The sequence below is a fragment of the Chloroflexota bacterium genome (genome assembly GCA_014360805.1).
Classification (GTDB): domain Bacteria; phylum Chloroflexota; class Anaerolineae; order DTLA01; family DTLA01; genus DTLA01.
Window position 1 is genome coordinate 47402 of sequence record JACIWU010000006.1, and the last position, 25650, is coordinate 73051.

General features: G+C 66.1%; 7 protein-coding genes. All 7 read left to right on the forward strand.

Translation table 11 applies throughout. The features are described 5' to 3' along the window. The first annotated feature begins 31 nt into the window (after nucleotides 1-31). The 7 genes from H5T65_02055 (at nucleotide 32) to H5T65_02085 (ending at nucleotide 25435) form a co-directional block, all read left to right on the forward strand. Nucleotides 32-16345, forward strand: coding sequence for a DUF11 domain-containing protein (locus H5T65_02055; GenBank protein MBC7258012.1), 16314 nt, complete (start codon nucleotides 32-34; stop codon nucleotides 16343-16345). A 102-nt stretch (nucleotides 16346-16447) separates the two neighbouring features. After that, a complete protein-coding gene (locus H5T65_02060) occupies nucleotides 16448-19450 on the forward strand; it encodes a hypothetical protein (protein ID MBC7258013.1) in 3003 nt (1000 codons plus the stop codon). Nucleotides 19451-19547: 97 nt separating this feature from the next. Further along, nucleotides 19548-19988, forward strand: a complete 441-nt coding sequence (locus H5T65_02065) for a hypothetical protein (protein MBC7258014.1) — start codon at nucleotides 19548-19550, stop codon at nucleotides 19986-19988. A 322-nt stretch (nucleotides 19989-20310) separates the two neighbouring features. Further along, nucleotides 20311-20580: a 30S ribosomal protein S15 gene (rpsO, locus tag H5T65_02070; GenBank protein ID MBC7258015.1), complete on the forward strand. Its 270-nt coding sequence runs from the start codon at nucleotides 20311-20313 to the stop codon at nucleotides 20578-20580. Between the two features lie 273 nt (nucleotides 20581-20853). Continuing rightward, nucleotides 20854-23022, forward strand: a complete 2169-nt coding sequence (locus tag H5T65_02075) for a polyribonucleotide nucleotidyltransferase (GenBank protein MBC7258016.1) — start codon at nucleotides 20854-20856, stop codon at nucleotides 23020-23022. A 7-nt stretch (nucleotides 23023-23029) separates the two neighbouring features. Beyond that, nucleotides 23030-23596 (forward strand): signal peptidase I, encoded by a 567-nt coding sequence (gene lepB, locus H5T65_02080; protein ID MBC7258017.1) that lies wholly within the window; start codon nucleotides 23030-23032, stop codon nucleotides 23594-23596. A gap of 60 nt (nucleotides 23597-23656) precedes the next feature. Beyond that, nucleotides 23657-25435, forward strand: coding sequence for an AI-2E family transporter (locus H5T65_02085; protein ID MBC7258018.1), 1779 nt, complete (start codon nucleotides 23657-23659; stop codon nucleotides 25433-25435). Nucleotides 25436-25650 lie beyond the last annotated feature (215 nt).

Consider the following 25650-nt stretch of genomic DNA (forward strand, 5'->3'; position numbering starts at 1 on the left):
GCGCAGACCAGTGCGTACAAGGAGGCCTGTCATGAGGAAGGCAACATGGTTGGGCGTGGTTGTACTCGTAGCGCTTGCGCTGGCGGTCGGGATGGGGTTGGCGGTGTGGCCCGCCCATGCGGCGCCCGGCATCCTGCTGGTGAAGACCTCCGATGCTGGCGGAACGGCTGTGCCGGGCCAGGTCATCCAGTACACTATCTGGATCACGAACACCGACCCGGGGCCCGTTACGCTGGAGGTGCGCGATGACCTGCCGTCGCAGGTGCAGTACATCGGCGGCAGCGCCGTGGCCGCCTCGCCTCTGACGTATGCCGACGACTTCGGCGTGGTCAGTTGGTCCAACAACACCGGTACGGCCAACTGGGCCGGGCCGTGGGTGGAGACCAACGATGCCATCGGCCCCCACATCGGCGACCTCGTGATTGAGAATGACGCTGGAAGTTATCGCCTGCGCATGCGCGCCGCCAACAAGTCCGTGGAACGCCCCGCTGACACCTCCACCATGATCCAGCCCACGCTGCGCTTTATCCGCAAGTTGTGGTCGGTGGAGACGAACGACTGGTTCTACCTGGACGTGTACGATGGCGGAGTGTGGCACAATGCCGTCATGTCCTGGAGCGTAGGCTCCACGCAGGATGTTTACGTTGCCGAGGAAGTGAACCTCACCCCCTATAAGGCCTCCAATCTTGCGATTCGGTTCCGCACGGGCTCGTCCGTGAGCACCGGCGATGTCATGTACGTGGACGATGTGGAGATTTACGACAAGGGCACCGCCCTGGCAGCGCCGCCGGTTATGACGACCAGCCTGGTGGTGGAAGCGGGCGCGGCGAAGGTGGTGCGCCTGTCGGCCGTGGTCCTGCAGCCCCTGTCTGGCGGCACCCTCATGACGAACACCGCCACCGTGAAGAGCGGCGCTGTTGTGCTGGCGACGGCCCAGGTTACCGACGTGCTCCAAGCGCCGATCCTGGCGATCACCAAGCAGGCCGTTCCCGCTGTCGTAGAAGCGGGCGAGCGCATCACCTACACGGTGCGGGTTACCAACACCGGCACCACGACGGCCAACAATGTGTCCATCTACGACCCGGTGCCGGCGAACACGTCCTACGTGGGCGGGAGCGTGCAGTTGACCGGGTTCTTGCCTGAGGGCGCGCCTTCAATCGGGCCACGCGCCACGCTGTGGGACTCGGAGCACGCGAGCCTGGTGCGCGCGCGGCTCGCCCCGAGCATTGAGATTGCGGGCGTGGGCGCGCCGCCGTGGATTTTGACCGGCCACACCCTGGCCCCCGGCCAGGCGGTTACCGTTACGTTTGAGGTGCAGTCGCAGGCCCCGCTGACCAACGGCCTGACCATAACCAATACGGCCTCGGTAACGTGCACGCAGATCATCACGCCGGTTTCGGCGTCGGCGTACACGACCGTGCACAGCAGCCCCTCGCTGACCATCACCAAGTCCTCGCAGATTGTGGGCACGCCGCCGCTGAACCCCGACGACACGCTGCGCTACGTCATCACGCTGACCAACTCGGGCAACGGCAACGCCACGGGCACGGTGGTGAGCGACACGCTGCCTGCGAACACAACGTTTGTGCCCGGCAGCGTGGTGATTTCGCCGTCTTCTGCAGGCGGCACGCCGGGAACCCCGCCCAACATCGCCACGGGGATCTCTGTGCCTGGCATGGGCGGCTCGGTAACCGTGCAGTTTGACGTCAAGGTGGACAAGCCCCTGCAGAACGGCACGGTGATCACCAACACCGCCGCGACTCGCTGCACCGAGGACGCGACCTGGCAGGTCTCGTCGCCGGTTACGAATACCGTCGTCAGCGCGCCCTACGTGGTGGCGACCAAGTCGGCCCAGGACATGACGGGCGGCGCGCCGCTGCGCCCGGGCGACGTGCTAAGTTACACCGTCGTGATGACCAACGTGGGCACCATGAACTACTACAACCTGGGGCACAACGAGTTCGTGGACATCCTGCCCCTCACCTACGCCTCGTATGTGGCGGGTTCGCATACGGCGTCTAGTGGCACTATCACTTTCGGGACCGACCGCGTCCGCTGGAACGGCGACCTGCTGGTGGGCCAGCCGGTTACGCTGTCGTTCGCCATTCAGTTGAGCACCCCACTGACCAACGGCCTGACCATCACCAACACTGGCGAGGTGCGTTACGACAGCGACGGCGACGGCGACTACGACGGGCTGGACATCCCCGCGCAGACCAATGCCGTCGTCAGCACGATCACGGCCTCGCCCAACATCGTGGTTACGAAGACCTCGGCGGACATGACCGGAGGCGCGCCGCTGCAGCCCGGCGACCAGTTGCGCTACGAGATCGTCTTCACCAACACGGGCGACATGGACGCGGTGGACATGGTGCTGACCGACACCATCCCCGCGAACACGACGTTCGCGATTGCGGGCGCCGTTCCTGGCGGCGGGACGCTGGTCTCCACCAGTCCGGTGCTGCGCATTGAGGGTATTGACCTGGCGGCGGGGGCTTCGGCGTCGTTCGCGTTCCGCGTGAACCTGGACAGCGTCATCACGGTGGGCACGTCCATCACCAACCGCGCCTACATCCTCTACGACAGCGACGGCGTGGGCGGCAACGACACGCTGGCGCAGTCCAATCTCGTCTCCGACGCGGTAACCAGTTCGCCGCAGTTCACGCTGACCAAGCAGGCGCACAGCGCAACGATTGTGCCCGGCCAGCCGGTAACGTATACCATCGTCCTGACGAACACGGGCGATGCCCCCGCCACAGGCGTCGTCGTGAGCGACACGCTGCCGCCGCAACTCACCTTCGTGCCGGGCAGCGTAACGATTGCGCCGGCCTCGGCAGGCGGGACGGCCGGGACGCCGCCGCAGATCGCCACGGGCATCAGTGCGCCCGTGGGCCAGCCGATTACGGTTACCTTCCGGGCCACCCTGGCGCGCCCGCTGGACAACGGCACCGTCATCACCAACACGGCGGGCGTCTGGTGCGCCGAGAACGCAACGCCCGTTGCCAGCGCGCCTGCAACCTTCACCGTTGCGAGCGCGCCGGCGGTGGCAGGCGTGAAGACCATGCAGGACCTGAACGGCGCGCCGCTGCGCCCCGGCGACCAGGTGCGCTACACCCTCATCGTAACCAACACCGGCACCATGGACCAGGGCGACTACTCGGGCAACGAGATTCGCGACGCCCTGCCCACGTACACGTCGTTCGTGAGCGGGACCCTGTTTGCCTCGTCGGGCACGGCCACCTACGACAGCGTGAACCGGCGCGTCCTGTGGAACGGCCCGCTGCCGGTGGACCAGCCGGTTACCATCGTGTTTGACGTGCTGCTGGATAACGCCATCCCCAACGGCACGGTCATCCAGAACCGCGGGCGGCTGTACTGGGACGATGACGGCGACAAGGCCAACAACCGCACCACTTACACGCCCTACGCCTCGGGCACGGTGCTGAGCGCGCCGCTGATGGTGGCGCACAAGACCTCGCTGGACCTGAACGGCGGCGTGTTTGAGCCTGGCGACGTCATCAGTTACACCGTCGTCATCACCAACATCGGCAACATGGATCAGCCGGACATTCCGTCGCACTTTGAGTTCTACGACCCCATCTTCCCGGGGCTCACCTACAAGCCTGGGACAGCGACCCAGCCTTGGGGGACGTGGGGCATTGACGGAACGTCGGTGAAGTGGACAGGCCCCATCACCGTGGGCGTGCCGCTCACGCTCACGTGGGCGATGGACGTGGGCGTCCTCAGCCACGGCACGGTGGTTACCAACGCCGCCGAAATCCGCTACGACAGCGACGCCGACGGCGACTGGGATGCCAATGATGTTGTCGTTACGACCAACATGACCCAGGACACGATTTACTATCTGTCCTCGCTGTACGCGACCAAGATATCCGAGGATATGACGGGCGGAGCGCCGCTGGAACCGAACGACGTCATCCGCTACACCGTCATCATCACCAACACGGGCAACCGTCCTGTTGCGGGCGCGGTCTTCACCGACTCGGTGCCCGCGAATACGACGTTCCTGGACGTGCCCACCATTCCGGGCGGCGCGGTCAACGAGAGCACCTCGTCGCAGGTGAAAATCTCCAACATCTCCATCCCGGCCAATGGCGGCAGCGTTACGATTCAGTTCCGCGTGCGGGTGAACCTGCCGCTGTGGGATGGCACGGTCATCAGCAACCAGGGCTACGTGCGCTACGACCGCGACGGCCTGGGCACCTACGAGATGATCCCCACCGACGACCCGCGCACGCCCGCCCTGAACGACCCGACGCAGGACACGGTAACCTCGGCGCCGTCGCTGGTGGTGACCAAAACCGCCCAGGACATGGACGGGGGCAATCTGCGCCCGGGCGATGTGCTGAGTTACACACTGATCATCACCAACACCGGCACCGAGAACGCGGTCAACGTCGCGGTAACCGACCCCGTACCGGCGAACACCACCTTCGTGCCCGGCAGCGTTACTCGCGAGCCGGCGTCGGCAGGCGGGACGCTGGGCGCGCCGCCGAATCTGGTGTCGGGCATGGTGATCACGGCGCAGACGTCGGTTACGCTGACGATGGCCGTGCAACTGGACACGCCGCTGGACAACGGCACGCTGATTACCAATACCGCGACTGTGAGCGCCGACCGCCTGTCGCCCATCACGGCGACGGTAACGAATACGGTTACCAGCGCGCCCATCGGCAACGTGGCCAAGATAGGCACGGACGTGAACGGCGGCAATGTGGTGCCCGGAGACCGCCTGGACTTCCAGGTGGTGCTGTGGAATACCGGCGACATGAACCAGGGCGACAACGCGTACGACGAGTTCTGGGATGTCCTGTCGCCCAACGTAACGCTGGTGCCGGGCACCCTGGCGTCCACGTCGGGGACGGCGACGTACAATTCCGGCGAGCACCGCATTGAGTGGAACGGCCCGGTCAACGTGGGCCAGCCGGTTACCATTACCTACAGCGCCGACGTGAACCTGCCGCTGAACAACGGCACCAGCATCCAGAATACCGCCTACTTCACCTATGACGGCGACGGCGACGGCGTCAACGAGACAACCGTAACGTCGTCGGCGAACTTCACGGTAGTAAGCGCGCCGTTTGTGGTTGCGCACAAGTCGTCGCTGGACGTGAACGGCTACCCGCTGCGCCCCGGCGACATCCTCAGTTACACCGTCGTCTTGACCAATGTCGGGACGATGGACTACCTGAACCTGGGCCACCACGAATTCGTGGACATCCTGCCGCTCGCGAATGCCACCTATGTGGCCGGTTCGCACACGGCCTCCAGCGGCACCATCACGTTCGCTACCGACCGCGTCCGCTGGGACGGCGACCTGCTAGTGGGCCAGCCGGTAACCCTGACCTTCGCCATCCAGTTGAACACGCCGCTGCCCAACGGGACGGACATCGTGAACCAGGGCGAGTGCCGCTACGATAGCGATGGCGATGGCGACTACGACGCTTCGGACACCCTTGCTTACACCAATACCGTGACGGACACGGTTACCAGCGCCGCCGTGATAGAGATAACGAAGTACTCCGAGGACATGACCGGAGGCGCGCCGCTGCAGCCCGGCGATGAACTGCGCTACACCATCAACTTCACCAACACCGGCGACATGGACGCGGTGGACATGGTGCTCACCGACACCATCCCCGCGAACACGACGTTCGCGATTGCGGGCGCCGTTCCTGGCGGCGGGACGCTGGTCTCCACCAGTCCGGTGCTGCGCATTGAGGGTATTGACCTGGCGGCGGGGGCTTCGGCCCAGTTCCGCTTCCGCGTTACGCTGGACAGCGTGATCCCCGTGGGCACGTCCATCGTCAACCGCGCCTACATCCTGTACGACGCCGACGGCAACGGCTCCATGGAGTCGCTGCGGCAGTCCAACGAGGTGGTAGACCCGGTTACCAGCGCGCCTGTGCTGGCCATCAGTAAGTCGGCGACAGACGTGAACGGCGCGCCGCTGGTGCCCGGCGACACGCTGCGCTACACCCTGACCATCAACAACACGGGCAACGCGCCCGCGGAGCAGACGGTCATCAGCGACACGCTGCCGGCCAACACCACCTGGGCCGACAACATCACCATCAACCCGCCGTCGGCCGGCGGGACGCCCGGCACGCCGCCCAACATCGTAACCGACCTCACGGTGCCGGTGGGCACGCCGGTTACGGTAACCTTTGACGTAACGGTGAACCGCCCGACGCCCAACGGGACGATCATCCGCAACCGCGCCGACGTTTCGGCGTTGGGCGCGCCCACGCCCGTGCTCAGCAACCAGGTCTCGCGGACGGTCTCCGCGCCGGTGTTTGACATCAGCAAGGTCAGCGAACCGATGACGGTAACCCCCGGCTCGCTGATGACCTACACGATTTACATCACGAACACGGGCCCCGTGGCCGCCAATGACTTGAGCGTGGTGGACACCCTTGCGCCCTACGTAACCTACGTGCCCGACAGCGCGGGCCTGAAGGTGCCCACCGTTTACGCCGACGACTTTGAGTCCAACACCTACAGCGGCAACACCGGCAATACCGACTTCGCCAGCAACTGGGTGGAGTCGGGGGATGATGCCTCATCCTCGTCAGGGAACATCCTTCTGATTTCCAACTTGGGCAGCAGGCGGCTGCGGCTGAACGGCAACGGGACTAGCGCCATGTACATCCGCCGCAACGTGGGGGATGTGCTCCCGTTCACCGCGCCGCATGTAGCGTTTGACGCTCGGGCCGTAAGTCTTGAGGCGGGCGACACCTTCCGCTTTGATGTGTACGATGGCGCCGCATGGCAGATCGTCTACACATGGAGCGGCCCGCTCAGTGAGGCGGGCTACACGACCCGAGACTTTGACATCAGCGGCTACGCGAGCGCCGACCTGCGCATCCGCTTCTGGGTGAGCAGCGCGAACGACAGCGGCGATTACCTGTACGTGGACAACGTGCGCGTGTACGACGCGGGCACGCCCATTGACCCGCCGCCCAACCTCCTGTCGGGCTACATGCTGAATGCGGGCGAGGCGATCACGCTCACGTTCAACGTAACGGCTACGTCGCCGCTGACCAACGGCCTGTCCATCGTCAACGAGGCCGGCGTGTACTGCTACGAACTGCCCGTGCCGCAGTACGTAACGGCCACGAGCACCGTGGACAGCAGCGTGAGTTTGGCCGCCACGAAGACGAGCATTGACCTGAATGGCGGCGATGTAACCCCCGGCGACACGCTGCGGTACCAGGTGGTGCTGACGGCCACCGGAGCGGGCATCGCCACGAACACGAGCATCGTGGACCCGCTGCCGGCCAACACCACCTGGCAGGACAACGTAACGGTTACGCCGCCGGGCGGGGTGGCCGGCTCGCCGCCCAACGTGCTCACCGGCCTGTCGGTGCCGGGCGGCTCCACGGTAACGGTTACCTATGACGTGCAGGTGAACGCGCCGCTGGCCGAGGGCACGGTCATCACCAACACGGCCACCATCAGCAGCCCGGACATCCCGGCCGCCCTGACCACCACGGTAACGGACACGGTGCACACGGCGGCGCTGGCCATCTCCAAGGCTGCGGATTCGTCGCCCATTGTGGCGGGCGGGGTGGTAACGTACATCATCACCGTGCAGAATACGGGCGCTACGACCGCCACCAACGTGGTCGTAACCGACACGCTGCCGCCGGAAGTTACGTACATCCCCGGCTCCACGCTCATCGCCAGCGCCTTCACCTACGCCGATGACTTTGGCTCCGGCGACTACAGCGGCAGCACCGGCACGCAGCCCTGGGCGGGCGCGTGGACAGAGTCGCCCGCCGACGGTGGGCCGCTGTCGGGCGACATCACCGTCGTGTCCGAGAGCGGGAGTTTGCGCCTGCACGTGAGCGGCACCAGCAAGACCATCCGCCGCCAGGCCGACATCCGCAGCATGTTCTACCCGGTGCTGGAGTTTGACCGCAAACTGGTGGGCATGGAGAGCGGCGACACTTTCACGCTGGAACTGTACAACGGCAGCACGTGGACGACCGTGCGCTCGTGGAACGGGCCGGCGGATGAGTCCGGCTACACGCACGAGGTGGTGGATCTCAGCGGCTACAAGGCCAGCAACTTCCGCCTGCGGTTCGGCAGCGGCCCGGCCAACGCCGCCGATGATCATCTGTACGTGGACAACGTGATCATCTACGACACCGGCGTGCCCGGTAATGCGCCGCCGGTGCTCACCGATACCCTGTCCATCGGGCCGGGGATGGCGATGAACGTGTCGTTCCAGGGTAACGTCGCCAGCCCGCTGGACAACGGCTCCACCATCACGAACCACGCGGGCGCCAGCAGCCAGCAGACGCCGACGCCGGTCCTGGCGCAACTGGTGTCCACGATTTCCAGCGCGCCGGACGTGCAGGTTACCAAGACCTCGTTTGACCCCAGCGGCTACCCGCTGCGGCCCGATGAGGTGCTCAACTACACCATCGTCCTCAACAACGTGGGCACGATGAACCAGCACGACAACCCTGGGTTTGAACTGCTGGACGTCATCCCGACCAACACGACGTATGTGCCTGGGAGTCTGTTCTTCACGTCGGGTTCGGGCGCGTACAACGCCGGCTTGAATCGCATAGAGTGGGACGGCGCGGTGAACGTGGGCCAGCCGGTAACGGTGTCTTTCTCGGTGCGGACCAACCCGCTCCTGGTGAACGGCACGCCCATCTACAACCTGGCGGTGCTGAACTACGACACCGACGGCGACAACACCAACGACGGCACGCGCGCCAGCCCGGTGATTGACCTCATCACCAGCGCGCCGTTCGTGGTGGCGCACAAGACCTCGGTGGACGTGGACGGCGCGCCGCTGCGCCCCGGCGAGATCATCTCCTACACGGTGGTCTTCACCAACGTGGGAGACATGGATCAACTAGACAAGCCCGGCGCCGAGTTCCTGGATGACATACCCGCCAACACGACCTACATCACGGGCAGCAAGTGGGCGTCTTCTGGCTCGGTAACGTACAACAGCACGTACAATCGCATCGCCTGGAACGGCAACCTGCCGGTGGGCGTGCCCGTAACAGTGAAGTTCGCCGTGCAGTTGGACAACCCGCTGCCCAACGGGACGGCCATCGTGAACACGGGCCGCGCCTTCTACGACGCGGACGGCGACGGGACGACCAACGAGGCGGTGGCGCTGGCCGGGCCGATTACCGACACGGTTACCAGCGCGCCGCGGATTGAGATCACCAAGGATGCGGTGGATGTGAACGGCGCGCCGCTGGAACCCGGCGACGTGCTGGCCTACGACATCACCATCACCAACTCGGGCAACATGAACGCCGTGGACATGGTGTTCACCGACACCATCCCGGCGCACACCAGTTACCTGTCGGTGGAGAACCTGCCCGCCGGCGCGGTGCTGGCGGCGACCTCGCCCGAGTTGCGCATCACCAACCTCAACGTGAACGCCGGCACGGCGGTTACCTTCCGCGTGAACGTAACGCTGGACCTGCCGCTGCCCAACGGCACCGTCATCAGCAACCAGGGCATGCTGGCCTACGACGCCGACGGCGATGGCAGCAATGAGTCGCTGGCGCCGACGGACGACCCGACCACGCCCGCCATCAACGACCCAACGGTGCGGACGGTGGTCAGCGGGCCGGTGCTGGTGGTTACCAAGACCTCCAGCGACCTGAACGGCGCGCCGCTCGGTCCAAACGACTTGCTGCAGTACCAGGTGGTCATCCGCAACGATGGCAAGGCCGATGCGACCAGCGTCGTGGTGAGCGACACCGTGCCTGCCTTCACCACATGGCAGGACGCGGTAACGATTGACCCGGCGTCGGCTGGCGGCGTCATCGGCGCTCCGCCGCTCATCGTATCGGGCATGACGGTGGGGGCGCAGCAGTCGGTAACGCTGACCTACCGCGTGCAGGTGAGCGCGGGCGTGGTGGACGGGACGCCCATCGTCAACCGCGTGCAGGTGCAGTGCGCCGAAGATCCGACCTGGCGCACCGCCGTGCTCACGGATACCGCCTACGCGCCGGTGCTCCAGATATCCAAGATTGGCGAGCCGAACCCGGTGGAGGCGGGCGCAGTCCTGACCTACACGATCCTCGTGTCCAACACGGGCGGCTACCCCACCGGCAACGTCTCGCTGGCCGACACGCTGCCCGCCCAGGTGGCCTACGTGCCAGGCTCTACGGTGCTGGCGGTTACCACCACCTACGCCGACGACTTTGAGAGCATGACCTACAGCGGCAGCACCGGCACCCACGCCTGGGCCAGCAACTGGGTGGAATCGCCCGGCGACGGCGGCCCGCTGGCGGGCGACGTGGGCATCCTCAGCGAATCGCTGAGCCGCAGGCTCCACGTGAGCGGGGCCAGCAAGTACGCATGGCGGCAGGCCGACCTGATGCCGTTCCTGAAGCCCACCCTGCGGTTTGATCGCAAGTTGGTGAGCCTGGATGGGCCGAGCGACTACTTCCGCGTGGAAATCTGGAACGGCGTGGCGTGGACGCCGCTGCAGACCTGGACCGGGCCTGCAGACGACGGCGCGTACTACACCGAGACCTTTGACCTCTCGGCGTTCATCGTGAGCGGCGCGCGCATCCGCTTCCGCAGCGGCCCGTCCAACAGCGTGGACGATCACCTGTACGTGGACAACGTGATGATCTACGACGCGGGCGTGCCGGGCGGCGCGCCGCCGGTGCTGGCGACCGGCCTGACGCTCCAGCCGCGCACCACGCTGCGGGCCACGTTCCAAGTGCAAGTGAACAGCCCGCTGCCCAACGGCACGACGCTGGTCAACAGCGCGTCGGTAACCAGTCAGCACTTCCCGACGCCCATCGTCGCCACGATGATGAACACGGTGCACTCCGCGCCGAATATCCAGGTGGACAAGACCTCCCTGGATGTGAACGGCGGGTTGCTGGCGCCCTATGACGTGCTGCGGTATCAGGTGGTCATCCGCAACACGGGCAACGCCGACGCCACGAATGTGAACCTGACGGATGAACTGCCGGCCTACACGACATGGGTCGGCAACGTGAGCATCTCGCCCGTGTCGGCGGGCGGCATCCCGGGCACGCCGCCCAACGTGGCCACCGGCATGACCGTGCGCGGCGGCGAGAGCGTAACGGTAACCTACGAGGTGCGGGTCATGCGGCCGGTCATAGACGGCACCGACATCGTGAACACGGCCAGCGTGAGCAGCCTGCAAGCGCCCGGCCCGTTCACCGATACCATCACCGACACGGTGCACTCGCCCACGCTGCTCATCGGCAAGGGCGGCACGCCGCAGCCGGTGGACGCGGGCGAACTCGTTACCTACACCATCGCCATCACCAACTCGGGCACGCTGACCGCAACCGGCGTGGTGGTGAGCGACACGCTGCCGCCGCAGATCACCTACGTGCCGGGCAGTTCCACCTGGAGGCTTGGCGCGACCTACGCCGACACGTTCTCCATCTACAGTTACTCGGAGAACGACGGCACGGTCAACTGGACGAGCAACTGGAACGAGCAGAACGACGACGGCCTGCCGACCTCGGGCGACGTCGGCATGGTCTGGGACTTGGGGAGCCTGCGGCTGAGCGTGCGGAACGCCAACCGCGCCATCTGGCGGCAGGCGAACATCAACTACTTCTACCAGCCCAGGGTGCGGTTTGACCGCCGCATCGTGGGGCTGGAGGCGGGCAAGGCCTTCTACCTGGACGTGTACAACGGCTCGGTCTGGCAAGTCGCGCAGACCTGGTTCGGGCCGCTGGACGAGGCCGACTACACGACTATCGTCGTGGATCTCACTCCGTACAAGTCCACGGCCACCCGGATTCGCTTCCGCGCCGGCACGACGCTGGACTCGGCGGACACGATGTACGTGGACAATGTGGAAATCTACGACGAGGCGCAGGCCGGCGGGTCGCCCGGCAGCCTGGTAACGGGTGCCACGATCCCGCCCGGCGCGAGCCTGGTGGTGCAGTTGACGGGCCGCGTCGCAAGCCCGCTGCCCAACGGGACCACGCTGCCCAACACCGGCTGGGTGCGCTGCACCGAGTGGCCCGATGCCGTGTCGTCCACGTTCAATACGCAGGTGCACAGCACGACGGTGCTGCAGGTTACTAAGGCGTCGCAGGACGTGAACGGCGGCGATTTGCAACCGGGCGACGTGCTGCGCTATCGCCTGACGGTGGAGAACGCGGGCAACCAGAATCAGGCGGATAACCCGGGCAACGAACTGGTGGACGTCATCCCAGTCAACACGACCTACGTGCCCGGCTCGGCCACGGCTACCAGCGGCGTGGTCATCTACAACGCGGGCATGAACCGCATAGAGTGGAACGGCGCGGTGAACGTGGGCACGCCGATAGAGGTAACCTTTGACGTGCAGGTGAACAACGGCCTGGCCAACGGCACCGTCATCGCCAACCACGCCACGTCGTACTACGACGCCGACGGCGATGGCTCCAACGAGTCCACGGTGGACAGCAACACGACCGAGGATACCGTCGTGAGCCGCGTTACCATCGTCGCCACGAAGGTGTCCGAGGACCTGAACGGCGGGCTGCTGGAGCCGGGCGACACCCTGCGCTACACCATCGGCATCACCAACACCGGCAGCATGGATCAGCCCGATTCGCCCGCGCACGAGTTGCAGGACGAGTTGCCGGCGCACACGCACTACGTGCCCGGGTCGCTGTCGGCCACGAGCGGGACCGCGCTGTTCGTGGAAGGCACCACTATCCAATGGGACGGCGCGCTGCCCGCCGGTGGGGCCGTAACCATCCAGTTCTCGGTTACGGTAGACGAGGGCACGCCCAACAACACCGTCATCTCCAACCAGGGCTGGGTGTTCTACGACAGCAACGGCGACGGCCAGGTCAACGAGGACGACACGCCCAAGGTAACCGACGATCCGCGCGTGCCTGGACCCGACAACCCGACCGAGGACCGCGTGGGCTACGCGCCGCTGCTGCAGGCGACGAAGATCTCCGTTGACCAGAACGGCGGGTTCCTGGAGCCGGGCGACATCTTGGTATACACCATCGTCCTGCACAACATCGGCAACGCCGCCCTGGTGAACAACGTGGATCCCGAGTTCCTGGACAACATCCCGGCCAATACGACCTACCTCGTGGGCACGGCGAGCTGGACGGTGGGTTCGGTAACGCTGAACCCGACCAACACGCAACTGCGCTGGGATGGCACGCTCAACCCCGGCCAGGCGACGGCCATCACCTTCCAGGTGCAACTGGATTCGCCGCTGGCCCACATGACGCAGATTTGCAACCAGGGCACCGTGTACTACGACGGCGACGGCGACGGCACCAACGAGTCCACCGTGCCCACAGACGACCCGCGCACATCGGAGAAGGACGACGCGACCTGCGACACGGTGGTGAGCGGGCCGATCCTGAGCGTGGACAAGTCGTCCGAGGACGTGGACGGCGGCCAGTTGCTGCCCAGGGACATGCTGCGCTACACCGTAACCATCAGCAACACGGGCAACGACGCCGCCACCAACGTGGCCATCAGCGACACCCTGCCGCCGGAGGTAACGTGGTTTGACAGCGTGTCGGTCAACCCGCCGTCGGCCGGCGGCACGCCTGGCGACCCGCCGATGGTGGTAACCGGCATGACAGTCCCGGCGGGGCAGACCGTAACGGTGAGTTATCTGGTGCGGGTGAACAGCCCGCTGCCCAACGGCACGGTCATCACCAACACGGCGGAGGTCTCGGCCGACAGGATTGAGCCGGTCTCGGCGACGGTTACGGACGTCGTGGCCAGCGACCACATCCTGGCGCTGAGCAAGACCGCATCGCCCAAGCCGGTGCAAGCGGGCGACCTGCTGACCTACGCCATTGCCTACGAGGTCATCGGCGACGAGCCGGCGCCGCTGGCGGTCATCACCGACCGCGTGCCCGCGAACACCGAGTTCGTGGACGCGAGCGACGGCGTTACGCCGGTGGGCGGGGTGCTGGTGTGGAACCTGGGGACGCTGCCCGCGCCCGCGACGGGCGAGGTAACCTTCACGGTGCGGGTGAACACGCCGCTGCCGCGCGGTACGGCAATCGCCAACACCGCGTACTTCCGCGACCAGGACGGGCGCAGCGCCTCGGCCACCGACACCACGCTGGTAACCAGCGACCACAGCCTGGCGCTGGCGAAGCTGGACCTGGTGGATCCGGTGCAGGCGGGCGAATTGCTGACCTACACGCTGACGGTGGAGGCTACGGGCAACGAACCCGCGACCAACGTCATCGTCTCCGACGGCATCCCCGCCGGCACGACGTTCCACTCGGCCAGCGGCGGCGATTCCATGGAGTCGCCGCCTGTGGGCCAGCCCGGCATGGTGCGCTGGACGCTGAACACGGTGAACCCGGGCGAGCCGGCGGTGGTAACGTTGACCGTGCGGGTGGACCTGTCGGTGCCCAATGGCACCAGCATCCTCAACTGGGCCAGCGCCCTGGACGATCAGGGCAAGGGCGCGACGGCCTCGGCGTCCACCCTCGTGGAGAATACCGACGTGAGCATCGCCAAGACGGTGGAGCCGGCCACGGTCAAGTCGGGCGATGTCCTCACCTACACCATCGCCTACATGAACGCAGGGCCCGCCGCGGCGCTCAACGTGCGCATCACCGACACGCTGCCCTCGGGCCTGACGTTCGGCGGCGTGGTGCACGCGGAGCCGGGCGTGGTCGGGCCGTCGCAGGTGGGCCAGGACTTCATCTGGTCGGTGGGCACGCTGCCGGCGGGCGCCAGCGGCACGCTGGTGTTCACGGCGACGGTGGACCCCACGGGCGAAACCGAGCGCACGCTCACCAACGTGGCGGTCATCGGCACGAGCACCGCCGAGCGGAACTACGGCAACAACACCGCAACGGCCAGCAACACGCTGCGCCAGCAGATCAACGTGCGGGTGAACAAGCAGTCGTCGGCGGGCGGGTTGGTGCAGCCCGGCGCGGAGATTCAGTACACCGTAACGGTGGAGAACATCGGCGATGGCATCGTGTCGGGCCTGACGATTTCGGACACGGTGCCGGCCAACACGACCTTCGTGCCCGGCAGCATCACGCTGGATCCGCCCGGCGCGGGCACGCCTGGGTTCACGCCGCCCACGCTGGCGAGCAACGTGTCCATCCCGATGGGCGGGAGCGTAACGGTGCGCTATCGGGTGCGCGTGGCGGCCCCGCTGGCCAACAACACGCCCATCGTCAACACCGCCGAGGCCAGGGATGGCGGGCTGCCCGTGCCGGTGCAAGCGAGCATCACCGACCTGGTGCAGAGCAGCCACACGCTCAGCCTGCTGAAGTTGGACACGCCTGACCCGGTGCAGGCCGGCGGGCTTCTGACCTACACGGTGCAGTACCAGGTCATGGGGAACGAGCCTGCCAACGGCGTGGTGCTCACGGATACGCTGCCTGCCAACGTAGTGGTGCAGAGCATCAGCGGCGGTGGCGTGCAGAGCGGCAACCAGATCACCTGGGACCTGGGCAACCTGGCGCCGCCCGCCACAGGCAGTGTGAGTGTCGTGGTGCGGGTGAACTCGCCGCTGCCCAACGGCACGGTGCTGGTGAACCGCGCCACCATCGCCGACGCGCAGGGCGCTACGGCCAACGCGACGGCGTCCACGACGGTGCAGAGCGCCCCGGCGTTCCGCGTCTCCAAGTTGGCGCCGGCGACGGTGCGGGCGGGCGACATCCTGACCTACACCATCGTCTTCACCAACACCGGCAACGCCTATGCCACATCGGTGGTCATCACCGACCGCATCCCGGCGAATACCGAATGGCATTCGGGCGGGCACTCGCACACGGCCACCGAGGTGCGGTGGAACGTGGCCAGCATGGCTCCGGGCATCACGGGTTACGCGGTCTTCTCGGTGCGGGTGCTGCCCGACACGCCGGTCGGGACCGTGATCCTGAACAGCGACTACGGCGTGCGGTCGGCGGAACTGCCCGCGGCCACGGGCGGCGCTCCGCTGGCGGTAACCGTAGCGCCGCCCACGGGCATCACGCTGGAGTACTTCCGGCTGCGGCGCGTGGGGCCATCGGTGGAACTGGAATGGCGCACGGCCACCGAGATCAACAACCGCGGGTTCAACGTGTACCGCGGCACGACGGACAACTTTGACGAGGCGGTGCGCTTGAACAGCGAGTTGATTCCGGGTCAGGGGCGTGGTCTGGCCGGCGGCGCGACCTACACGTTTACCGATACGGGCGTGGAACCCGGCCACACGTACTACTACTGGCTGGAGGACATTGACCTGTACAACAACGTGCAGGCGCGCATGCTCCGCTCCATCGGCGTGTACGCGTACATCCCGGACGAGGCCCGCAAGTACACGGCGCGGCTGCCGTTCGTGTGGCGCTAGCACAATAAGAACAGTCGGCGGGGGCGGCGGTGCGTGAGGCTGTCCGCCCCCGCGGCTCATCTGGGGCTTGTTCTCATCGCGGCTCCCGACGGAGAGAGGCTCATGAATCGGAAGGTAGCACTGGGTTGCCTGGTAGCGGTGCTGTTGCTGGGCGCGGTTACGGCGCAGGGGGCGCACCCCGAACCCACCTGGGGGCAGGAGCCGATGCCCGAGGTGCGTCTGGTTTCGGGCGACGCCGAGACGATCGTGTTGGACATCCTGACACCGCGCCCGACGGTGCGTGAGGTGCAGGTTGGGGGTGAGACCTGGCACGAGGTGCGGGTGGCCGGGCTTGCGACGGCTGCGGAGCCGGGTGCGCCGCAACTGCCCGTGCAAACGGTCATGCTGGGCATTCCGCCAGGGGCCACGTGGCAGGTGCAGTTGGAGAGCACCGACCGCGTGCTTCTGGAGGGGCCATACCGCGTAGCGCCAGCGCCCTCGGTTCGCGTCGCGCGCGCTGGCCGGGCCGACGACGGGGCGTTCGCCTACGAGGAGATGATGCTCCCCGATGCCCGCGTCTACGGCGCTCCCACCTACTATCCCGCCGAGGTCGTGGAAGAGGCCGGCAGCGGCTATCTCCGCGACCAGCGGTTTCTTTCCCTTCGCATTTATCCCGTGCGTTATCAGGCGGCCAGCGGACAGTTGGAGTGGTACGCGCGGATGCGGGTGCGCGTGCACTTGGTCGGCGCCGACCTGGCGGCGTGCGACGGCGAGCAGGACGGCTACTTTGAGCCGGTGCTCCGCGCCGCCATCCTCAACTATGAACAGGCGAAGGCATGGCGTTCGCGCGAACCTTCCACCGTCGCGGCGCAGACCGGGCCTATCTGCGGCATCGGCCCGCAGTACAAGGTCATCGTCGGCGCCGAGGGCCTGCACGAGATTACCTACGCGGACCTGGTAGGGGCGGGCTTCCCCGTTACCTCGGTGGACCCCGCGCGGCTCACCATGTGCTTCATGGGCCAGGAAGTGGCCATCCAGGTTGTCGGGCAGGAAGACCACATCTTCAACCCGAGCGACCGCATCCTGTTCTACGCAGTTGTGCCGAGCAGCCGATACACGAACACCGGCACGTACTGGTTGAGTTTCGGCGCGGCGGATGGGAAGCGGATGCAGACGAAGAGTGGGGCCGTCAGCCCGGCGACGCCCTACGCCCCGACGCATACGGTTACGGCCGTCGCCGAGCGGTCGCTGGAATATGATAGCAAGTACGCCTCGCCCAAGGGCGATCACTGGTTCTGGGATACCCTTCACTGGCTGGACGTTGCGCCGTACACGCCGCGCTCCTACGCGCTCCAGTTGACCGAGCCGCCCGCCGGAGTCGCCAACGCGGTCCTGCGCGTTGGGCTTCAGGGGCGCGACGCCAACTTGCACGAATTGAACTTCACGTTCAACGGCCTTTCGCTGGGCAGCCGGCAGTGGGCAGGCGAGGAGTATCGGTCGCTCTCGTTCCTCGTCCCGACAACGGCGCTGCGCCTGGGGGCCAACACGCTGACCCTCTCCAGCAAGGACCGTGGCGCGACGTTGGACTACGTGTGGCTGGATTTCTTCAGCGTGGAGTACAGCGCGCGCAATGTGGCCGCCGACGGCCGGTCCCTCGCGTTCAGGGGGCAGGCAGGACCGGCCCGCTACTGGATCACCGGCTTCGCCGAGGGGGATGTGTCGGTATACGACGTTTCGGACTCGCGTAATCCCGTGCAGATCACCGGCATCCCGACCGAGACGGTTCGCTGGGTGCGGCTGCCGTCGGTCTGGAAGCGGAGCGGCGCAGGCGCGGCGGAAGTCGGCGTCGCCGCGGGCCAGGAGGACGCATCGGCCCAGGCGGCTGCGACGGTGTACGGCGTGGCGTTCCAGGGGAATGAGGCGTCGGCGCCGAGATACTGGGTGGGCGCGTCCGGCGCGGTGAGGCGGCCGCTGTCCATCGCGGCCGATCCCGTTACGAACTGGCGCTCGCCGGCCCTGGGCGCGGACTATCTCATCCTCACCGACCCATCGCTGGCTGCCGAGGCCAATCGCCTTGTGGCCTATCACCAGGACCAGGGGCTTCAGCCGCTCGTGGTGTACGTGCAGGACATCTACGACGAGTTCAACTACGGCCAGGCGGATCCCGGCGCCATTCGCGCCTTCTTGCAGTACGCCTATGACCAGTGGAGCATGAAGCCGTCCTACGTGCTCCTGCTGGGCGATGGCAGTTACGACTTCCTGGACTACAAGGGCTTCGGCGCGGGGCAGATGGTTCCGCCGTTCCTGGCTCCGGTGGACAAGACCATGGGCGAGACGGCCACCGACCACCGGTATGTGGCCGTGCACGGCGACGACGTGCTCCCCGACATGTACATCGGCAGGCTGCCCGCCGCGACGCCGGCCCAGGCGAAGACCATGGTGGACAAGATTCTCCAGTACCCGACCGCGCCCGGCGCGGGCACGTGGGACAGGGAGATTATCCTGGTGTCGGACAAGCCCGATGCTCCCAACTACAACAACTTCATCCAGGCGTCCGATGAGATGTACGAGTGGCTGGGGATCGTGGCCCCTGCCTACGCGCGAACCCGCGTGTACTACAACCCCGGCGTCAGCGGCGTGCCGTGGATTCACGGCACAATCGCGGCGGCCAGGGCGGCCCTGTTCTCCGAGTTCAACCAGGGCGCGCTGTTCTGGAACTTCATGGGGCATGCCTCCGAGCACCAGTGGGTGGCCGACCGCCTGCTCCACGTGGACGATGTGCCGGCCCTGGCCAACGGCGCGCGCCTGCCGGTGCTCCTGGAGATGACCTGCCAGACCGGGCAATTCCACCTGCCGGTGGCGTCGCCAACCCAGGAATGCCTGGCCGAGCAGTTGATTCGCCACGCGGGCGGGGGCACCGTGGCCAGTTGGTCCTCCACCGGATGGGGGATGGCGACGGGCCACGATGTCATGCAGCAGGGGTTCTACGACGCCGTGTTTGCGCAGGGGATTCGGCAGTTGGGTCCCGCGGTGGCTATTGGCACGGTTTGTGCATACAACGCAGGGTACAGCGACCTGGTGGATACGTTTGTGTTGTTTGGCGACCCTGCGCTGTTCGTGCGTTAGGGAACGCCAGGGGGCAGGGGCGCGAAACCTGCCTCTCGGCGAGATTAGAGATTGGCCCCAGGGTAGTGCCTTTAGGGAGGAAAGGGAGATGTACATCATGAACCGCAATAGACTGGCTCTGGCGGGGCTTGTGCTGTTGATGGGCCTGTTGGCGTTGGCCCTGGCGCCGGAAAGCCCGCCTGCGGGCACGGCGCTGGCGTTGGGGTTCACGTCCACGCCGACGTTCACGCCCGAGGCCCCAACGGCGACACCCGTCCCGCCCACGGCAACGGCCACACCTGTGCCGCCCACGGCCACGGCGACGGCTGTCCCGCCGACCGCCACGAGCGTGCCGACCATCGCGCCACAGCCCACGCAGCCGCCCGCGCCGCAGCCGACGCAGCCGCCTGCGCCGGAGCCGACCGCCACGCCGGTCGCCGCGCCGTCCAAGTCGGTGCCGAAGACCGGATCGGGCCTGTTGGGTATCGTGGTGGCCGGGGCGCTGGCCGTGATCCTGGTAGGCGTCCGGAAGGCCCGCACGCGCGCTATCCACGAATAACACGAATCCGCACGAATGGGGAATAGGTGTAGACCCGTAGGGCGGCTTTCCATAGCCGCCGGAAGGGACAGGTATGGAAACCTGCCCCTACGGTTGCCATCCACGAATAACGCGAATGCGCACGAATGGGGAATGGATACGTAGGGCGGCTTTCCATGGCCGCCGGAGGGAGGGGGCAGGTGTGGGAACCTGCCCTCCTCGTTTCCACCGAGAAGGGCACGGGCACTACCGCCCTGTTGCCAGATTTGCGCGGTCGGTTCAAGTGTGCTATAATGCGGCCAGAAAGGGTTTGATTTGAGCCATGAGCGTTAAGGAGGACAGCGTGCCGCTCACGAAGTCTGAGAAAGACAACATCATCCAGCAATATCACATGCATCCGGCCGACACCGGTTCGCCCGAGGTGCAGATTGCGCTGTTGACCACTCGCATCAATCAGTTGATTGAGCACCTGAAGGTGCACAAGCACGACGAGCACTCCAGGCGAGGGCTGCTGAAACTGGTTGGGCAGAGGCGTCGCCACCTGGCCTATCTGAGCCGCAAGGACGTCAATCGCTATCGGGCGATTGTGGATCGGCTTGGCTTGCGCAAGTAAATGGCGCCGGTCATCTCTCTATACGTTTTGGCGAAACGAGTAGATGAGCACCACACAGCATCTACTCGTTTGACATTCTAGCGCAGGAGGTGTACAAAACTCAAGCGAAAAGACGGCTGAAACCCTGACAATATGATTTCACCCTGGGGCGGATGGTACAGGAATTGGGGAGTACCTCTCACTCGGTGGGGGATAGTCCCCAGTCCCTGACCTCCGTACCCAGGAAACTTACGGAGGTTAGAATTGAATACAGTACACAGATTTACAGCCAAAGTGGGCGAACACGACATCATCGTGGAGACGGGATTGCTCGCCCAGCAGGCCGGCGGCGCGGTTACAGTGCGCTGCGGCGACACCATGATTTTGGCGACGGCGACCGCATCCAAGGAGCCGCGCGAGGGCGTGGATTTCTTCCCCCTCACCGTGGACTATGAGGAGCGGCTCTACGCCGCAGGACGTATCCCCGGCGGGTTCTTCAAGCGAGAGGGCAGGCCCTCGGAAGAAGCCATTCTCCTGTGCCGATTGACGGATCGGCCGCTGCGCCCCTTGTTCCCCAAGGGATTCCGCAACGACGTGCAGATCATCGTTACGGCCCTTTCTGCCGACCAGGAGAACTACCTGGACATCCTGTCCATCATCGGCGCGTCGGCGGCCCTCACCATCTCCGACATTCCCTTCCAGGGGCCGGTGGGTGCGGTACGCGTGGGCTACATAGACGGCCGCTTCGTCTTCAACCCCACCGCCAGCGAGATGGCCAACAGCGAGATGGACTTGCGCCTGGCGGGTACCGCCGACGCGGTCCTCATGGTGGAAGCGGGGGCCGACGAAGTGCCCGAAAGCCTCATGCTGGATGCGATCCGCGCGGGCCACGAAGCCATGCAAGACGTGATCCGCATGCAGAACGAGATGGCCGCGGCCATCGGGAAGCCCAAGCGCGATTTCACGCTGCACGCGGTGCCCGAGGAGACGCGCCAATGGACGCTGGAGCAAATCGGCGACCGAATCCACCAGATTCTGACGGCGGGCCTGTCCAAGGAGGAGCGAAACACCGCCCTGGACAACCTGGCGGCGGAGTTGGTGGAGAAGGCGGGCGAGCAGTTCGGGGCCGCCGATGTGAAAGAGGTGTTTGAGGAGACCCTGCGGGCCGCCATGCGCGCCCAGGTGCTGGACAAAGGCATCCGCGTGGACGGGCGTGGGCTGCGCGACATCCGCCCCATCTCGTGCCAGGTCGGCCTGCTGCCTCGCGCTCATGGGTCCGGGCTGTTCACGCGGGGCGAGACACAAGTGCTCACCATCGCCACGCTGGGGACAAGCGCCGACGAACAGATTTTGGACACGGTGGCGACCGTAGGGGCAAAGCGCTACATGCATCACTACAACTTCCCGCCCTACAGTACAGGCGAAGTGAGACCGTTGCGCGGGCCCGGCCGCCGCGAGGTGGGCCACGGCGCGCTGGCCGAGCGGGCGTTGCTGCCCGTCATCCCGCCGCAAGAGAGGTTCCCCTACACCATCCGCCTGGTGTCCGAAGTCCTTTCGTCCAACGGCTCCACGTCCATGGCGTCGGTGTGCGGGAGCACGCTGGCACTGATGGACACGGGCGTCCCCATCAAGGCACCGGTCGCGGGCGTCGCCATGGGTCTTATCAAGGAGGGCGACCGCTACGCAGTCCTGACCGACATCCTGGGGATGGAAGATCACCTGGGCGACATGGACTTCAAAGTGGCCGGCACCCGCGAGGGCGTAACGGCCTTGCAGATGGACATCAAGGTCAAGGGTCTGGACTACAACATCCTGGATCAGGCGCTGCAGCAGGCGCACGAGGCCCGCATGTACATCCTGGACAGGATGCTGGAGGTCATAGACAAGCCTCGCTCTAGCCTGTCGCCCTTCGCGCCGCGCATCGTCATGGTGAAGATCCCGCAGGAGAAGATCGGCGCGCTCATCGGCCCGGGCGGCAAGACCATCCGCAGCATCCAGGAGCAGACCGGCGCCAAGATAGATGTGGAAGAGGACGGCACGGTGTACATCTCCGCGCTGGAAGGCCCCGGCGGGATGGAGGCCGAACGCATGGTTCGCGCCCTGACCGAGGAGGCTACCATCGGCAAAATCTACACCGGCAAGGTTGTCCGCACGACGGACTTCGGCGCCTTCGTGGAGATTCTGCCGGGGACCGACGGCCTGGTGCACATCTCGCAGTTGGCCGATTACCGCGTTCCCAGCGTGGAGGACGTGGTCAAGGTCGGCGACGAGATCATGGTGATGGTCATTGACATAGACAAGGACGGCAAGATCAAGTTGTCGCGGCAGGCCGTGCTGGAAGGCTGGACGGCGGAGGAAGCCAGGGCGCGCGACCGCAAGCCGAGCGGCGGCCCGAGGCCCGGCGGCGACCGGCCCCGTTCCGGCGGCGACCGCCGCGGAGGCAGACCCCCGCAGAGGCGATAGGCCCATGATGGAAGACGACGCTCCAGGATTGCCTGAATCGCCAACCGAACCGCCGCAGCAGCGCGCCGGGGCGGGCTGGTTCCGAGAGTTGTTGGAGACGGTCCTTCCCGCCGTGCTGCTGGCGCTCGTCATCAACCTGTTCCTGGCCCAGGCCACGCGGGTCTTCGGCCAGAGCATGGAGCCCAACCTGCACACCGACCAGCGCATCGTGGTGGAGAAACTGTCGTATCGGTTCCACCTGCCGCGGCGAGGGGACGTGGTGGTGCTCAAGTTGCCCCGCGACCCGTCGGAGTTGCTTATCAAGCGCGTGATCGCGCTTCCGGGCGAGACGGTGGAAATCCGCGATGGCGCGGTCTGGATAGACGGCCAGCCGCTGGACGAGCCTTACCTGGCGCAGCCCACGGCGGGCCAGATGGCCCCGCTCACGGTGCCCGAAGGGCATGTGTTCGTCCTCGGCGACAACCGAGGCTACAGCAACGATTCGCGTGCCTTTGGGCCGGTGCCGCTGGAAAACATCCTGGGGCATGCCTGGCTTTCCTACTGGCCGCCTAACGCCATCGGGTTTGTGGACTAGGCGGTGAACAACAAGCGCCCGCCCCGTGGTGGGCGCTTGTGCTACCTTCGGTGAGTTCGCATGGCCGAGCAGAAGTGGAGCGACAGAACAAAGCAGTGGGTATTGGCGGGGATTATCGTTCTCACCGCCGTGGCGTTCTACCAGTTCCGGCGCATCCTCACGCCGGTAGTGCTGGCGCTCATCCTCGCCTACGTGCTGAACCCCGCCGTGTCGTTTTTGCACCGCAGGCTGCGCGTGCCACGTACGCTGGCGGCGCTGCTGGTCTTGCTCATCCTGCTGGGCCTCATCGCCCTTGTGCCCATCCTCATCATCCCCGCGCTGGTGGATCAGGTGCGGGGGCTCAACCTGAACATCCAGCAGATGCTGGATGCGGCCATCTCGTTCCTCAAAGGCCCTATCGTCATCGCGGGCTTCACCGTTGAGACGGCCCAACTGTACGAGCAACTATCCTCGTCGTTGCAGTCCATGCTCTCCTCAATCGCCACGTCATCCGTGAGCCTGCTCCTGAACGTCGCCTCCGGCCTGGCGTGGTTCGTCCTCGTCCTGGTGCTGGCGTTCTGGTTCGTGAAGGATGCGCCCTACATCCGCGAGAAGGTCATGGGGTTGGCCCCCGTGCGCTACCAGCGGGACATGCGGCTGCTCCTGGTGCAGGTGGTGCGCGTCTGGCAGGCGTTCTTCCAGGGACAGTTGATCCTGTGCCTGGTGGTGGGCGTGGCCGTGGCGGTGGTCATGGCCATTGTCGGCCTGCCCTATGCGCTGCTGATGGGCCTCATCGCCGGCGTGCTGGAACTCATCCCCAACGTGGGACCCACGCTCGCCGCCGTGCCGGCCGTTGTGGTGGCGCTCGTGAGCGGCTCCAGTTACCTGCCGCTGACGCCGTTCTGGTTCGCGGTACTGGTGGCGGGGCTGTACGTTCTCATCCAGCAGGTGGAGAACAACGTGCTGGTCCCGCGCATCATGGGCTATAGCCTGAACCTGCACCCGCTGGTGGTGCTTTTGGGCGTGCTCATGGGCGCGAGCATGGCCGGGGTGCTGGGCATCTTCCTGGCCGCGCCGACACTGGCCACGCTCCGGGTCATCGGCAGGTACGTGTACCGGAAATTGCTGGACCAGGAGCCTTTCCCCGAGGTGGAGCCAAGGCCCACCGCGCCAGAACCACCCATCGGAGCATTACGGCGGGATGTAGTGAAGGCGGTACTCTTTGACCTGGACGGCACGCTGATTGATAGCGACGACGCCGCCATCCACGCCTGGGCGCGACGGCTGAAGCCGGTGGCGTGGCTGTTCCGCGACCGCAATCCGGAGCCGTTTCTCCGCCGTGTGGTCATGAACGGCGAGGGGTGGGTCAACGGTGCGCTGACCTTGCTGGACCGCGTGGGGCTGGACGGCGTGGTGTTTGCCCTGCGGGATGTACTGCGGGTGATCTGGCGGGGCAAACGCGGGGAGTTCCTGCCTGTGGACAACATCGGCCCCATGCTGGAGCGCCTGGGCGAACGGTATCGCCTGGGCGTGGTAACGACCCGCAATCGGGAGGCGGCGCGTGCGTTCCTGCGCCAGATCGGCTTTGACGGGCGGTTTGAGGTCGTCATCGCCCGCGAAGATGTGCGGCGGCTGAAGCCGCACCCGCAACCTGTGCAGAAGGCCGCCGAGGCGTTGGGGCTTTCGCCCGCGGAGGTGGTGATGGTGGGCGACACCTCGCTGGATATCCGCTCGGCCAAAGCGGCGGGCGCCCAGGCCGTGGGGGTGCTGTGCGGGCTGGGAATGCTGGACGACCTGAGGCACGCGGACCTGATCCTCGCCACGACCGCTGACCTCGTCTCGCATCTGTTGGACGGATAGGACGGGGAACCGCGAATGACCTCGCCCGCCCGATGCTGCACTGAACGGGCGAAGCCCTGCGGGCTGGCCACCGGATACGCAACCTTCGCCGCCATAGCGCGGCTTTAGCCCCGCGCGGCGATGCGGCCCCACCCGCGTGGAGCAAATTGCCAATTTGCTCCACATCCCCTGCCGACGGCGACGGGGATGCCGAAGGCTGGGGGTGAGGTGCGCCG